This is a genomic window from Blautia hansenii, from assembly GCF_013304445.1.
GTDB lineage: Bacteria > Bacillota > Clostridia > Lachnospirales > Lachnospiraceae > Blautia.
The window spans coordinates 1-14,328 of record NZ_JAAITA010000013.1; the positions used below are offsets into that span (position 1 = coordinate 1).

The 14,328-nt window shown below is 44.8% G+C and carries 16 protein-coding genes; 2 read left to right on the forward strand and 14 right to left on the reverse strand.

All coding sequences use genetic code 11. The features are described 5' to 3' along the window. Positions 1-131 precede the first annotated feature (131 nt). The 11 genes from miaB to G5A70_RS10265 all read right to left on the reverse strand — a co-directional run bounded on the left by miaB (position 132) and on the right by G5A70_RS10265 (position 8,356). Entirely contained in the window at positions 132-1,607 is a 1,476-nt protein-coding gene (gene miaB / locus G5A70_RS10215; RefSeq protein ID WP_173749544.1) for a tRNA (N6-isopentenyl adenosine(37)-C2)-methylthiotransferase MiaB, read from the reverse strand. Positions 1,608-1,684: 77 nt separating this feature from the next. After that, the gene (locus G5A70_RS10220) at positions 1,685-2,131 is read right to left on the reverse strand and encodes a GNAT family N-acetyltransferase (RefSeq protein WP_173749545.1); all 447 of its coding nucleotides are present in this window, start codon (positions 2,129-2,131) and stop codon (positions 1,685-1,687) included. A 345-nt stretch (positions 2,132-2,476) separates the two neighbouring features. Next, the gene (locus tag G5A70_RS10225; protein WP_173749546.1) at positions 2,477-3,028 is read right to left on the reverse strand and encodes a 5-formyltetrahydrofolate cyclo-ligase; all 552 of its coding nucleotides are present in this window, start codon (positions 3,026-3,028) and stop codon (positions 2,477-2,479) included. After that, positions 3,006-3,227 carry a DUF896 domain-containing protein gene (locus tag G5A70_RS10230; RefSeq protein WP_173749547.1) on the reverse strand — a complete coding sequence of 74 codons (222 nt, stop codon included), beginning with the start codon at positions 3,225-3,227 and terminating at the stop codon, positions 3,006-3,008. Before G5A70_RS10230 ends, G5A70_RS10225 begins: the two co-directional genes overlap by 23 nt. Before the next feature lie 15 nt (positions 3,228-3,242). Beyond that, positions 3,243-4,097 (reverse strand): glutamate 5-kinase, encoded by an 855-nt coding sequence (proB, locus tag G5A70_RS10235; protein ID WP_173749548.1) that lies wholly within the window; start codon positions 4,095-4,097, stop codon positions 3,243-3,245. 81 nt (positions 4,098-4,178) lie between these two features. After that, positions 4,179-4,667, reverse strand: a complete 489-nt coding sequence (locus G5A70_RS10240) for a hypothetical protein (RefSeq protein WP_173749549.1) — start codon at positions 4,665-4,667, stop codon at positions 4,179-4,181. Positions 4,668-4,749: 82 nt separating this feature from the next. Continuing rightward, positions 4,750-5,244: an rRNA maturation RNase YbeY gene (gene ybeY / locus G5A70_RS10245; protein WP_173749550.1), complete on the reverse strand. Its 495-nt coding sequence runs from the start codon at positions 5,242-5,244 to the stop codon at positions 4,750-4,752. A 2-nt stretch (positions 5,245-5,246) separates the two neighbouring features. Beyond that, on the reverse strand, positions 5,247-6,266 hold the full coding sequence (locus tag G5A70_RS10250; protein ID WP_173749551.1) for a PhoH family protein: 1,020 nt from the start codon (positions 6,264-6,266) through the stop codon (positions 5,247-5,249). Then, a complete protein-coding gene (locus G5A70_RS10255) occupies positions 6,259-7,488 on the reverse strand; it encodes a sporulation protein YqfD (protein ID WP_173749552.1) in 1,230 nt (409 codons plus the stop codon). Before G5A70_RS10255 ends, G5A70_RS10250 begins: the two co-directional genes overlap by 8 nt. A 13-nt stretch (positions 7,489-7,501) precedes the next feature. Next, a complete protein-coding gene (locus tag G5A70_RS10260) occupies positions 7,502-7,777 on the reverse strand; it encodes a YabP/YqfC family sporulation protein (RefSeq protein ID WP_173749553.1) in 276 nt (91 codons plus the stop codon). A 39-nt stretch (positions 7,778-7,816) separates the two neighbouring features. Continuing rightward, a complete protein-coding gene (locus tag G5A70_RS10265) occupies positions 7,817-8,356 on the reverse strand; it encodes a DUF2284 domain-containing protein (protein WP_173749554.1) in 540 nt (179 codons plus the stop codon). Positions 8,357-8,455: 99 nt separating this feature from the next. On the opposite strand from G5A70_RS10265, the gene G5A70_RS10270 reads away from it, so the two are divergent. Further along, entirely contained in the window at positions 8,456-8,908 is a 453-nt protein-coding gene (locus G5A70_RS10270) for a DUF2726 domain-containing protein (protein WP_180211133.1), read from the forward strand. Between the two features lie 16 nt (positions 8,909-8,924). On the opposite strand, the gene G5A70_RS10275 is transcribed toward G5A70_RS10270, so the two are convergent. Next, entirely contained in the window at positions 8,925-9,191 is a 267-nt protein-coding gene (locus G5A70_RS10275; protein ID WP_173749555.1) for a hypothetical protein, read from the reverse strand. A gap of 98 nt (positions 9,192-9,289) precedes the next feature. Here G5A70_RS10275 and G5A70_RS10280 point away from each other — a divergent pair, with 98 nt between their 5' ends. Further along, on the forward strand, positions 9,290-9,637 hold the full coding sequence (locus G5A70_RS10280; RefSeq protein ID WP_173749556.1) for a nucleotidyltransferase family protein: 348 nt from the start codon (positions 9,290-9,292) through the stop codon (positions 9,635-9,637). Here the strand turns inward: G5A70_RS10280 and G5A70_RS10285 are convergent. Continuing rightward, positions 9,634-13,107, reverse strand: a complete 3,474-nt coding sequence (locus G5A70_RS10285; RefSeq protein WP_173749557.1) for an SbcC/MukB-like Walker B domain-containing protein — start codon at positions 13,105-13,107, stop codon at positions 9,634-9,636. The genes G5A70_RS10280 and G5A70_RS10285 overlap by 4 nt on opposite strands. Then, positions 13,073-14,314, reverse strand: coding sequence for a metallophosphoesterase family protein (locus G5A70_RS10290; protein WP_173749558.1), 1,242 nt, complete (start codon positions 14,312-14,314; stop codon positions 13,073-13,075). Before G5A70_RS10290 ends, G5A70_RS10285 begins: the two co-directional genes overlap by 35 nt. Positions 14,315-14,328: the final 14 nt, after the last annotated feature.

Genomic DNA, 14,328 nt, shown 5'->3' on the forward strand with positions numbered 1-14,328 from the left:
TTACCACACATCATCCATAAAATATATAGCAGTTATTTAATTTACTTTATACTAGTTTATAAAATTGATACTGCATCATCGGTGACAGAGATGATACATCTACATCTTTTATCGAAATTCCCATTCTGTCTTTATCCTACTTTCGTACCCATGTAATAGAAGCCTCTGCATTCATCTAATCGTACCTGGCAAATGGTTCCCACAAGGGAAGTATCCCCTTCAAAATGCACCAACAGATTGTTAGACATCCTTCCGGTCATCAGATGTGTGTCCTGGCTGTTCTGTTCTTCTACAAGAACTTCCTGTACTGTTCCCGTATACCGGGCCGACATGGTTCTTCCAATCTCCTGAACCCGGGAAAGAAGACGGTCAAAACGGTCTTTTACCACATCTTCTGATATCTGATTTTCCATAGCTGCAGCCGGAGTACCGGTTCTCTTGGAATAAATAAAAGTAAAAGCACTGTCATAGCGCACTTTTTCCACCACGTCTACCGTTTCCAGAAAATCTTCTTCTGTTTCCCCGGGGAATCCCACAATAATATCCGTAGTCAGAGAAATATCCGGCATGGCTTTGCGGATTTTTTCCACCAACTCCAAATACTGGTTTTTGGTATATTTCCGATTCATTTTCTTTAGAATCTCACTGCTGCCGGACTGAAGCGGCAGGTGCAGGTGGCGGCAGATTTTTTTACTGTTTTTCATGACTTCAATTAATTCGTCGGATAAATCCTTGGGATGAGAGGTCATAAAGCGAATACGTTCCAATCCTTCGATTTTTTCAACCTCCTGTAAAAGCTGCGCAAATGTCATAGGCTCTTCCAGAGTTTTGCCGTAGGAATTTACGTTCTGACCGAGAAGCATAACTTCTACCACGCCGTCGGCCACCAGATGTTCAATCTCTCTTACAATATCCTTCGGATTCCGGCTGCGTTCCCGTCCGCGCACATAAGGAACAATGCAGTAGCTGCAGAAATTGTTACAGCCAAACATAATGTTCACCCCTGATTTAAAGGGGTATTTCCGCTCGCTTGGCAGGTCTTCCACAATTTTATCCGTATCCTTCCAGATGTCAATGACCATGCGGTCATTTGTAAGGGCAGATACCACCAGTTCGGCGAATTTGTAGATGTTATGGGTACCGAAAATCAGATTTACAAAGGAATAGCTCTTTTTCAGCTTTTCCACTACCTGGGTTTCCTGCATCATACAGCCGCACAACCCTATCAGCATATGTGGATTTTTCTTTTTCAGACTGTGGAGATAACCAAGGCGTCCATAAACACGCAAATTGGCATTTTCCCGCACGGTACAGGTGTTGTAAATGACAAAGTCTGCATTTTCGTCCGGGGCTTCCACGTAGCCGATACGCTCCAGTACTCCTACCAGTTTTTCAGAATCTCTGGCGTTCATCTGGCAGCCGAACGTATTGACACAGAAAGTTAAATCCCGGTTCAGTTCTTTCGATTTTTCGTTTACAAGCTGTCTTGCTTTCTTCATAAACCAGTACTGGCGGTAAGGTTCTTCTGTGGGAGCCTCCTTTGTCAAATCTGCACTTTCAATTAATTTATCTATGTTACTGTCAAAAATCAGTTCTTTGTTTTCCATTTTCCTAAGTCCTTTCAGGGCATTATTTTATAAGTATATAGTATCGTTTTGAATTTTTCAACCGATTTTTCTGACGTTTATCGCTCTAACTGCACCAGATATTCTATCGTTCCCTCTTCCAATTTTTTCTGCCCGTTCAAAAGAAATCCATGTCTTTGATAAAAAGAAACAGCCCGTTTATTTTTTTCCAAGGCCCATAGGGTGCGAACTCTGTGCTCTCGGATTGCATATTCTATCAGCGCACTGCCGATTCCTGCGCTTTGAAAAAAAGTATCTATATACAATTTACAGATTTCTAATCCGCTGATTTGAATAAAGCCCTTTATCAGTCCGTCATCATAAACGTAAATTGTGTTTAGAATTTCTTCTTTTCCGAAATAATGGTCAACCAAGGGAACTACCTGCAGCTCTTTAAAAGAAAATTCAGGGTCCTTAAAAATCGGGAAAAAGTTTGTGCGGTTATTGAAAACAAAAATTTCAGCGATTCTTGATAAATCTTTTCTTTCAGCTTTTCTTATATGCATATAGTGTACTCCTTCTCTACATTTCGGATAATATCATCAATACGTTCTTTTTCAGCAAGTGTATCACATTTTTTGCTGTTTTGATTTGCCCATTTATGCTATATAGTAAAATTAAGTTTTGAATTTCATACTCTTTTCATATGGAGGGTATAAACGGAAACCTGGAGGTGTGTATATGGCTAAAATATTGATTGTTGAAGACGATAAAAGAACGAATGAAGCTATTTGCGAGTATCTGAAACCAACGGGACATGAAATTGTTTCTGCTTATGATGGAGACGAGGCAGTGACAGGGAACCGGCAGCTTTGTCTATCCCATCTATTTACAACCGTTTTACTCTTCCGCTATTCTATCACTCGCTTTTCCGTCACAACTTTGTCCGGAAAGATATCTGTGGCTTCTGCCGGGATTTCCTCTACTATCTGAAATTCAAACGCAATGGCCGCTGTCTTATGCTTTGGATGCATACTTAAATACCGGTCATAAAATCCCTGTCCATATCCGGCCCGGTGGCGGTTTTTGTCAAAAGCGACACCCGGGACAATGAGAAAAGCATTTTCTTCCTGAGCTTCCGCTCCTTCCTCCGGTTCCGGAATCTGGAAATATCCGGGAGATAACTGGTCAAAGGAGGTGATATAATAATATTTCATTTCGTGAGCGCCCGTCACTTTCGGTACAGCCACTCTCTTTCCTGCTTTCCAAGCCTCTTCTATAATGCCTCTGGTGCTCACCTCTTTGTTATAATCCGCATAGGCATAGACACACTCTGCTGCCAGAAATTCCGGCAGAGAAGTCACGGTATCACAGATAAGCCGGCTGTTTTTTTCCACTTCTTCTATGGAAATTTCTTTCCTTTGAGCGAAAATGTATTTTCTAATTTCCTTTTTTGAGACCATATTTTTCACCTAAATTCGTAATGCTGCCGTCTTCTTCCTGTACGCTGATGTTGTCCAGCTGTGCTCTTAAGTTCATGCGGATGGTGGCAACATATTCGGTACGAAGTTTTTTCTGTTCTTCCTTCTCTGCCGGTGTCAGTCCTTGGCTTTTAGACTTTCTCGCCAGCTCATTGATTCTGTTGATTTTTTCCTGATTCATATATGTAGTACTCCTTTATAAATTTTCAAACATTTCCTGCAGCCCTGTCTCATCCCGGTCACGGGAAAGGAACAAGGTGCCGTGGTTTCGGCCCTGCATAATTTTGTGAATGACATGGAAATCACAGCCATTGGCAATCACCATATCCGTACCTGCTGCTGCCGCAATCTGTGCTGCCGCCAGCTTTGTTGCCATGCCTCCGGTTCCCACACTGCTGCCGGAAGAGCCTTTTCCCATTTCCAGAAAATGCTTATCCAGTTCTTCTACCACGTCAATAAAACGGGCATCTGGATTTACATTAGGGTCATCGGTAAACAGTCCGTCAATATCTGAGAGCAGAATCAGCATATCCGCTCCGGTAAGAGCTGCCACCAGAGCGGACAGGGTATCGTTGTCCCCAAAGGTATTGACATATTGGATTTCATCGGTGGAAACCGTATCGTTTTCGTTTACCACAGGAATGGCCCCCATTTCCAGCAGACTGTTGAACGTGTTTCTGGCATTTTCTCTTGTGGTATCATTAATCATGGTATATTTCGTCATCAGCACCTGTGCGGCGGTCTGGTTATATTCCGCAAACAGTTTCTGGTAAATCATCATCAGACGGGCCTGTCCAATAGAGGCGCATGCCTGCTTTTGTGCCAGCTTGGTGGGTTTTTCATGTAGGCCCATAACAGCCCGCCCCACGGCAATGGCTCCGGAGGATACCACAATCACGTCTTTTCCCTGATTGTGCAGGTCGGCCAGTTCCCTTACCAGAATTTCCATTTTTATCAAATCCAGTCTTCCGGTTTCCTGATGGGTCAGGGAGGAAGAACCGATTTTAATGACAATGCGCTTTTTGTCTTTTAGTTTTTCTCGAACATTCATCTTATACGGTACCTCATTTGTTTCTTTTCGTATTGTTCTAATAGTACACTATTTTTACCCATTCGTCCAGACGGTGATTTTTCAGCTGGAATAGTTTTCCAGGAAGCTGTACAGTTCGTCCAGTGTCTTTAGGTCTTTTCCAAGAAGAACTTCTGCCTGCAAATCTTTTGGCAGAGCCTCCAGCGGAATATCCGTATATTCAAAAACCGTGTTGTCTGCTTTTTCATATACGACTACGCAGCCGTTTTCCAGCCGGAGCTGATACCCTTCTTTGGCATTTTCGGATACTGTTTCTGTATTTTCCCGGCGCAGAATCACCCGCTGTTCTCCATAAGCGGTGATGCGGTAGCACTCCTGCTTTAAGATTCCCTCCTCATAGCGCTGAAAAATAAAATCCTGTCCTTTAGGATTTGCTGAAACCGCGGACACCTGCTGCTGTACCTGGGCGCTGCTTTCCTCCAGGTCGTAAATCCGGTCTTTTAAATCCGCTACCTGATAACTGAGCATAAAACCAGTGCAGAGGAACAACACAATAAGAAAAAAGCCGACACTATAGATTATTCTTTTCATAAGAACCTCCCTTATCTGAATCGTTGTTTCCATATCTTTTCAGAATATAGTATCGGCTGATTTTTTTTCTTTATTCACTTTCTTACCGGGTAATTCCCAGGTTTTCCAGTATTTCTGCCTGCTTCTTTTCCATAACGGCCGCTTCTTCCGGCGTCATGTGGTCGTAGCCCATGAGATGTAGCATACTGTGGGCAATGAGAAAGGCAAATTCCCGAATCTGTCCGTGACCGTAGCTTTGGGCCTGCTCCTGCATTCTGGGAATACAAATCATAATGTCACCAAGCAGCAGTTCCCCGGTATCCGGGTGAAAACAGGAATCGTCTTCTTCTGCATGGGAAAAATCCCCCGGTGCATCAAAGTCCAGCATGGGGAAAGACAGCACATCGGTAATGCGGTCTATGTCCCGAAATTCCCGGTTGGTACGCTGAATTTCTTCATTTCCGGTCAAAACCAGATTGATTTCTGTCTCATAAGGGCAGTGTTCATAGTCCAGGGCTGCCTCTGTAACTTTGCGGGCAATGTCTTCCCAGTCAAATTCCAGAGGGGTTTCGTATTCCATCTCAATATTTAAAGTCATACTCATCTTCTCCTGTCAGTTCTGCCGAATTTTTCTTTTCGTGTTTCTTTCTTTTCCGGCTTTTCTTTTTTCTCGTAATCGTCATAAGCCTGTACGATTTTCTGCACCAGCGGATGACGCACCACGTCTTTGTTGGTCAGTTCGCAGAAGGCAATATCTTCTACTTTGCGAAGAACACGCAGGGCCACATCAAGACCGGAACGGGTACCGGAGGGCAAATCCTTCTGGGAAAGGTCTCCTGTGACAATGACCTTAGAGCCGAAGCCGATACGGGTCAGGAACATTTTCATCTGGGCCGGTGTGGTGTTCTGGGCTTCGTCCAGAATGATAAAGGCATTGTCCAGGGTACGTCCTCTCATATAAGCCAGAGGAGCGACTTCAATCAACCCCTTTTCCATGTTTTTGGCAAAGCTTTCGGCTCCCATGATTTCGTACAGGGCGTCATAGAGAGGACGCAGGTAAGGGTCAACCTTGCTCTGCAAATCCCCCGGCAGAAAGCCCAGCTTCTCCCCGGCTTCAATGGCGGGACGGGTGAGAATAATTCTGCCCACTTCGTCATTTTTAAAAGCGGTAATAGCCATAGCCATAGCCAGATACGTTTTTCCCGTTCCTGCAGGGCCCATGCCGAATACAATCATCTTTTTTCGTATCTCGTCTACATAGGCTTTCTGACCCAGGGTTTTGGGCTTAATAGGTCTTCCGTTTAAAGTATGGCAGATGCAGTCCCGGTCAATTTCCGTGATGGCAGAGGTTTTCTCTTCCATGGCTAATGACAGGGCGTAATTCACATTCTGCTGGGTAATGGTATTTCCTCTCTGGGACAATTCCAGAAATTCTTTCAGTATTTTAACGGCCTGGTCACAGGATGGCTTTGGACCCAGAATTTTAATCTGCCCGTCTCTGGAAATCACAGTGACGCCCAGGGTTCTCTCCAGTTTTTTTACATGCTCATCAAACTGACCAAACACATTTCTCTCATGCTCTGCAGGCAATTCCATTTTTTCTTCACAAATATTACTCATTTAAGTCTGTATTCCTTTCTGTCGGCTGCTCTGGAATCTGTACAGGGATTTGCTGTCCTGCTTCTTCAATTACCGACACGGTCCCTTTGGCAGTGCAGATTCCATTCTGTATTCCTATTTTAACATGATTTGCAGATATTTGAACCCCCTTTTCCGTTAAACTTTGTAAAACCGTGTTTAAATGCAGGGTGGCCCGTTCTTTGGCTTCCTGTTCCGAATAAGTGAAAATACGGGTTTCATAGGCACAGTCTGTGCTGGTTCCATAGTAAATGGGAAGTCTGAAATTTTCGGTCAGGCGAACCTGCTTTAAATCCGTCACGGTGTCAAATTCCTGCCAGGAAACGTTTTTCTTTGTATTCAGACAGTAATTTCCCAGCTGCAGCAGATAGCCTTTATTTTCTTTGCCGGTATAGACCGGTTTTTCGTATTTCATGGAAAAGGCGTGATAATATTGCAGCGGATATTCCACCAGAACGTCAGCGTCTGCCAGGGTATATTCCTGGCGGATAATTTCTTTGCTGTCATTTTGAATATCCAGAGTTCCCCGGACCAGAACTTCCCCTTTTACACAGGTCTCTCCTGTTTTTTTTACGGGTGTGCCGGTGCGGGTTATCATAGAAACAATCTGCCCCGTTTTGGTGGAAATCAGGTCGCATGCAGATGGTTTCTGCTGTTTTTTTTCATAGATGTTGTCATTTTCCTGAATTTCCAGAATCAGTCTGCTGCCGGAAATCCGGGCAGATACCCAGGTGATATCGGGAAATTCTGCCCGCAGCTTTTGGGCAATCCAGGCGCAGTCCAGGTCTTTTTTCAGAACGCCGTGTTCTATCTGAAGCTCTTCTAAATAACGCAGAATGGTCTGGGTGCTGTTATGTACATTTCCTTCCACATGAATGTTCCAGATATGGCGGGAAAGGGCAGCTACCAGGAAAAGACTGAGACAAATGCCGATAAAAAACGCCTTTCTTTTTTTGCTGCGGTAAAAAAAGAAGGGCAGTCCGTATTTTCCTGTAATTTTCACCCGTGTATGGGTCTTCCTGCAAATATTTTTCAGTTTGTAAAAATCTTTTACCGTCAGATTCATTTCATAGCTGTTATGGTTCTGCAGCAGATTCCAGACACGGATTTTGTGATAAGCGCACAAATTCAAAAACCGCTCCGGGCTGTCCGCCTGTACCTGAATGCGCACATACCCTTTGCGGTAGTATTTCCAGTCCTGCAAGGTGCAACCTCCCTTATAAAAATAAAATTCTGCAGATATTGCCGGTTATCTTCATTTCTACATCTGTGTAGTAAGCAATCACCAGATGGCTGCCTTCTATCTGAATTTTATTTTGTCTGGACAGCAGGATAATACAGGTGTCCTGATACTGGCGGATACATTTATAATTTTCAATATACAGTTCCCGTGAACCGGTGAGAGTCAGTACAGATTCTCTGTAGGAAAGGTCTTTGGGAATCTGCAGGGAGTCCCCTAACCGGCCTGTGAATTCGTTCAGTTTTCCTTTCACCTTCATGCCCCTGGAACGTCTTCTCCTTACAGCATATGTCTAGTTGATGAAAAGAATACCAAACCACAGAATCTGATTGGCGCTTAAGGTAAATTCCATATCATATTTTTCTGCCAGCTCAGAAACGATGATTCCGTGACTTTCCACACAGGGGTGCATTTTTTCCGGAAAACGGCAGGGAAGCCCCTGGGGAAAGGTGCAGGATTCGCAGATGTCGCAGGATTCTGTGGAAAGGGCCATGCACGCACTGCCCTGCTGTCGTATAAAACTTTCAATGGCAGCGGTAATGGCTTCGTGCTCTTTCCGGGTAGCCAGCGTTTCCTCAAAATTAATGACATCAGAAACTTCTGCAATGGTGGAAAATAAGAAACATTCCCGATAGCCAAGACAGCGCTTCCGGCACTCTTCTACGCTTCCCACAGCAGGCGGACAGGCCCAGGTGGAATTGTACCGTTCACACTCTTTTTCACAAATCCAGCGTACCCGGAAGGAAAATTCAATTTCTTCTGGCGGGAAAAAGGCGTATTGATAGACCGGATACTGGCAGATAAATTCTTCGATTTCCTCATGTGTAATCATTTTTGTTTTCTCCTTGCAATTTTGGTTGAAATGATTTAAAATGGAAGAAAGGCGAACATACATTCGCTTCGTATATTCATTTTACGGAGGTACAGACAGTTGAATCATATTTTGTATATACCATGCGTGGGTATTCTCCTGCTTTTGGTGCTGACCTTGGTGCTGTATCGCAAAAAGAATTATTATCCCTATGCAGCCAGACATCTGCTCACCAAAAGAGAATACCGCTTTTATCTTCTCTTAAAAGAAGTGGCTGATGAGTATCATTATATCATATGTCCCAAGGTTGGTGTAAAAGATTTGCTTTCTGTAACGGATAAAAAACAGTACATGAAATATTTTCATAAAATTGCCCAGAAGCATGTGGATTTTGTTATTTGTGATAGGGATTTATATGTACTTTTTGTCATTGAATTAGATGACAGCACTCATGAAACCAGAGATGCGAAAAAGCGGGACCGCTTAAAGAATAAGGCCTTTGCCGCCGCGGGGATTCCCTTAAAGAGAATCACGGATATTGATAAGCGGCAGATACGCAGGATCTTTCCATAAGCGGCTGCGGTCCAAGTCATTCATCCGAAAGTGCGGAAAGCTGCTGGAGAAGGATTTCCCATTGCCTGAAAATACAGGCGGGTGCAAATTTATCCTGGACTTTTCCTGTGTTTTTGGAAAAAGCTTCCCGCAAAGTCTTGCAGTATTCATGACGGCTTAAAACTTTGGGTGCAAGTTCTGCCAGCATATCGATACCTTTTACATGCGTGAGACGGCCTACGGTAATCAGTATCTGCTCCCGGCGCATTCTGTAGTTTTTCGTATCCCGTTCCGTCAACGTCACAATATAGTCCGCATATCTGGAAGTAAAGCGGGAAATCCCTTTCCGGAACATGCGGTACAGGAGCGAGTGCCAGGCATAATCATAGTTGAAATGTTCCCATGCCGGAACAGCGAAAGCTGGGAGATGTGGACCTTTACATCCCTGCACGGGAAGAACTGGCAAAAGCCCAAAAGATACTGGAACACCATGGTTATAAACAGGAGGAGGAAGTCAGCGGACATCACCTGACTTATCTGAAAGAAGGACATCTGCAAATGAAAGTACGGTTTCCCAAGCTGAGCAAATGTCCTCTTTTGTGTATTTTCTTCACAATACCTATCGTCTGCGTAGAACTACTTTCCGGCAGACTCTGGGAGATTTCCGGAAACACAATCACTCTACCAGAATCGCCCCGATTTTTGAAAATAGTAAGGATGAGCGCTAGGCTGTCTTCTTTTGCAGCCTAAGCTTCTTCAATATGAACCCGGCTGCCCCCTTCGCCCATGCGGGCCGGTTCTACAAGCAGATGCATGGGAATTCTCGCCTTAATGTCTTCCACATGGGTGATGATTCCCACGCTTCTCTGCCGGTTTCTGATTTTTTCCAGAGATTCCATAACCACATCCAGACAAGTTTCATCCAGTGTGCCGAAGCCTTCGTCCAGGAAGAAAAATTCCAGAGGGGCGGCGCCTTTCATCTGAATCTGAGAAGATAAGGCAAGGGCCAGCGCCAAAGAAGCCATAAAAGTTTCTCCGCCAGAGAGCGTAGAGGCGGGTCTGGAAACCCCGCCGTTTTTATAATCCCGGATAATAAACATACCGCTGCCGTCGGTTTCCAGGCCGTAGCTGCTGCCAGTCATTTCTTTTAACTGGGCATCGGCTTCTCTGGAGACGTATTCCAGATAGTACCTGGAAACGTATTCTACAAACCGTTTGCCCCGGAACAGACCTTCCAGTTCAGAGAGAATATCCAGTGTGTGAGTAATCTCTTTTTTCTTTGCCTCCAGTTTTTCTTTTTCTTTTAGAGCCTGTTTTAGCTGCTGCAGCTGCTGTTTTAGACCGCCAAGTTCCCGGACGGTATCGGAACTTTCTTTTTCCAGAACAGAGACGGCTGTTTCCAGAACAGACAGGGGTTCTTTTGGCTGGGGAAGCGCTGATTTCTGCTGCTTCACTGTTTCCAGACACAGCTGTACCCGGAGACAGGATTCCCGATAATTTTCTGCTTTTTCCCGCATAGCAAGAAGTTCTGTCTCTGCCCGTTGATGAGTTTCTATCCAGTTCTCTTCTGCTATCTGATACTCCTCCATTTTTTCCAGCAAAAGGTTCTGCTTTTGGCGGCAGTCAGTCAGCAAAGCCTGGGTAAGCGCTTCGTTGGCCGCATATTCCCGACAGAGCTGTTCTTCTTCTTTTTGTGCTTTTTCCGCCTGTGCAGTTATCCTGGTACAGGACTGTTGGATTTCTTCCATGATGGTTTCCAGTTCGTGGCAGCGCTTTTGGGGATCTTTGCAGGAACCGGATTTTTCTGTAATCTGTTCGGTCAGTTCTTTCAGCTTCTGTTCATATTGACTCATCTGCATTTCCAGCCGTGCCTTGTCTTCTCTGGTTTTCTGAATCAGCAGATCACCTTTTTCTTTATTTTGTATACGGGCCTGGATGGCAGTTTCTAAAAGAAAAAGCTGTTTTTGTTTTTCTTCCCGGAGACGATTTTTATTTTGCAGTTCCTTGTAGGCCTGAAGAAAATCCTCTGTCTGATTTCGCTTTTTTAATTCCAAAATCCGCTTCTGCTGTTGCACTTCGCTTTGTGTAAGTGCCAGCAGTTCATTTTGCAATTCTTTTTGCCGGGTATTGTGGTGAATCTGTTCTGTTTCGGCTCTGGCCTTTTGTGTCTGAAGCGTCAGAATCTCTGTTTCCAGAAGAGAGCGCTGTTCCTGGGATTGGGCAAATGCCTGCTCAAGGGCCGTTCTTTTTGTTCTTTGAGTCTCCAGCTTTGTTTCCAGTTCCTGCAGATTTTCGTTCAGGAAAGCGGCATTTAAGTTCTGTAAATTTTCCCAAGCGCTCTGTCTCATGTTCCGGCTGTTTTCCAATTGCAGTTCCAAACGGGAAAGTTCTGCTGACAGCTTCTGAAAATGCTGTTCTGTCAGCTGTCTTTTTTCGGCAAACTGTGTCAGGCTGCCCTGTTCTGTCTGGGAAACTGTTTTTTCATGGTGAATACTGCCGCATACAGGGCAAGGCTGTCCTTCTCTCAGTTCTGAGGCCAGTATGGCTGACAGATTATCCAGGTACTGTTTTTCTAACATCGCTCTTTTTTCAAACGCTTTTTCTTTTTCAGCGGTTTTTTCAGCGATTTTCTGACGGAAATCTGTGCACAGTGTTTCCTGTTCTTTCATACTCTGCTGCAAAATGGCGGCTTTTTCCTGCTCAGTCTTTACCAGCAAGAGATGTTCTTTTTGGGCTTCTGCCTCGGGAAGTGCTTTCTGCCTTTCCAGGATGTACGTCGCTTTGTCTGTTTGTTTCTGTAAATCCGCTTCTTTCTTGTCCAACTGCTGAAGGGTCTGTATTTTTTCTGCTTTGGCCTTTTGCTCTTTTTCTGCTAGTTCTGCTTGTTGGGCAGTTATACCCTTTTTGCGTTCCAACAGAGCCTGTTGTTCCATGGTAAGGCGGTATCCTTCTTCCGTTTCCTGCTGCTGCTTTGCCGTCATGGTTACTGCTTCTATTTCCAGAGTCAAAGCTTCCTTCTGAGATTTCAGCTGTTCCATATCCCGTAGCAGCTTTTCCATCTTCTGACCGGAATCTTCTAAAATGCTATCTGTTTTTTGAGCCGCATTTTTTGCTTCTGTCCATTGTGCTTCTGTCTTTTGCCTGCGGTTTAAAAGCAATACGGCTTCCTGTAGTCTTGCCTGCTCCAGCCTGAAAAGCGGCAATTCTTCTTGCACCTGAAGCTGGATCTTTTCTCTTGCGTTTCGGAGTTTCTCGCTTTCTGTCTGTTTTTCGGTCAAAGTGGATTTCAGCAATTCCTGTTTCGTCTGGGACGATGTCCAGGCTGCTTTTGTATTGCGGGCTTCCTGCAGATATATCCAAAGCTGATTGGCCGTTTGTGCCTGTTTTTCTTCTTCCTGAAGAAAATCCATTTCTTCTTTTTGCGCTTTCAGCTTGGCTGCCTGAGACGCCAGTTCCAGCGATTCCTGTTCCAGGGCGGCAAATTTCTGCCCCTGTTCCAGCTGTACCCTGGCTATTTTAAGCGCCGCGGCTTTTTCTTCTGACAGAATCCGGATTTGCTTTGTTTTTTCCTGTAAATCCTGTACATCCTCTGGCCGGATTTCTTTGTAACGGGAAAGTGCACCCTCATTTTCCTGCATCTTTCCATTCCATTGTAAAGCCCGGTCTTTTACCAGACCTGCCAGCTGTTCTCCGTATTTTTCCAGATGGAACAGCCGCTCCAGCATTTTATTGCGCTCCATACCTTCCAGCTTTAGAAATTCTGAAAACTTTCCCTGGGGAAGAACTACGGTGCGGAAAAAATCTTCTCTGGACAGCCCCAGTACATCTCTGCACTTTTCATTTACAGTTCCTACGCGATCTGCCAGAATTTCGGCCTTTCCTTCTGTCAGTTCTGCAAAACGGGCGCTGTCACTGCGGATAGTTCCCTCTTTGGAGCGTTTAAAGCTTCTGAACACCTGGTAAATCCGCTCCTTTTTCTCTTTTACAGAAAAAGTATATTCCACGAAAGCCTTATCTGTACTCACATGGATAAAATTGGCGCTGTTTCTGGCTGTGGTTCCGTAAAGCGCCAGTGTCATACCGTCCAGAATACTGCTTTTTCCGCTTCCGGTAGGACCAAAGATACCGAAAAGCCCACGGCTGGTTAAAAGTTCAAAATCAATTTCCTGAGGTTCCAAAAAACTGTTAAGTCCTTTCAGCTTCATCCTGATTGGTCGCATATGGCTGTACCTCCTTTTCCAGAATGTCCCGAAGCATATCCAGGACTTCCTGCTCCGGCTGTGTTCCTTTTTTCTCCAAATAGTATCCTAAAAATAATTCTTCAAAGCTTTTTTCTGCAAACCGTTCCATGTTTTGTTCTGCCTGTTGCTCAGGAAATAGGGGAAGAACCTCTAAAATGTCATCTTTGTACTTTTTCAGTTCTTTTAGCTGTTCTTCCCGTATATAAGTTTCTGTATAAATCTGCAGATACACATAGCAGGGACGGTTCTGATTTTCCCTGCATTTTTCCAGTGCTTCTTCGTAGCTTTGGCACACCCATTTTTCGATGGGCTTCGGATTATCCAAATAAATTTCCCGTACCTGTACCGGCTGTCTGGGATGCAGCTCTGCCAGACAGCACTGTTTGGCTATAACAGTTTCCTGCAGGCGATAGGGAAGAATAGAGCCGCTGTAACGAATCCGTCCCTGACTTCCGACAGCTTTTTGTGGCCTGTGTATATGCCCCAGAGCCGCGTACTGGACAGCCGGTGGAAATACCTCAGGCGGCAGCAGATAACTATTTCCCAGCACCATCCCTTGCTCAGAACCGTCTTTAATGCTTCCCAGAGTAAATACATGGCTCATCAGCAGATTGATAGTATCCTCTTGATACCAGCGGGCTTTTTCTTTGAAAAAAGCACCTACTTTTCGGGCATAGTCCTGTGCCTTTTTTTCTTCCTCCTCCCCTGCCTGGTATAACACTTCATTTAAAGATTTTTCACTCAAATACGGGACGCAGACAAATACGGCCTTTTCTCCTTTATGAGAAAACGAAAAAGTACAGGCATCCAAAGATGTAATTTCAAAGTGGCCATAAAACCCGGAAGCAATACGGGTCTGCGGTGTTCCGTAAAGGATAATGCCATGCTCCCGAACCAGCGGCGCAATGGCTTCCAGACGAGAGGGCTGGTCATGATTGCCGGCAATCATGACTACCAGTCGCTCTCCCTGTGCAGTTAAATCTTTTAAAGTCCGGTATAGAAGGGCCTCTGCCCCGGCTGACGGATGACCGTTATCAAAAATGTCTCCGGCAATGCAGACTACGTCAGCCTGTGTTTCGTCGGCAATGCGGACAAACTGTTCCAGAACCATTTCCTGTTCCTGCAAACGGCTTTTGCCTTCTAAAAGTTTTCCGATGTGCCAGTCAGCAGTGTGTAATATTTTCATAGGTATTCTCTTTC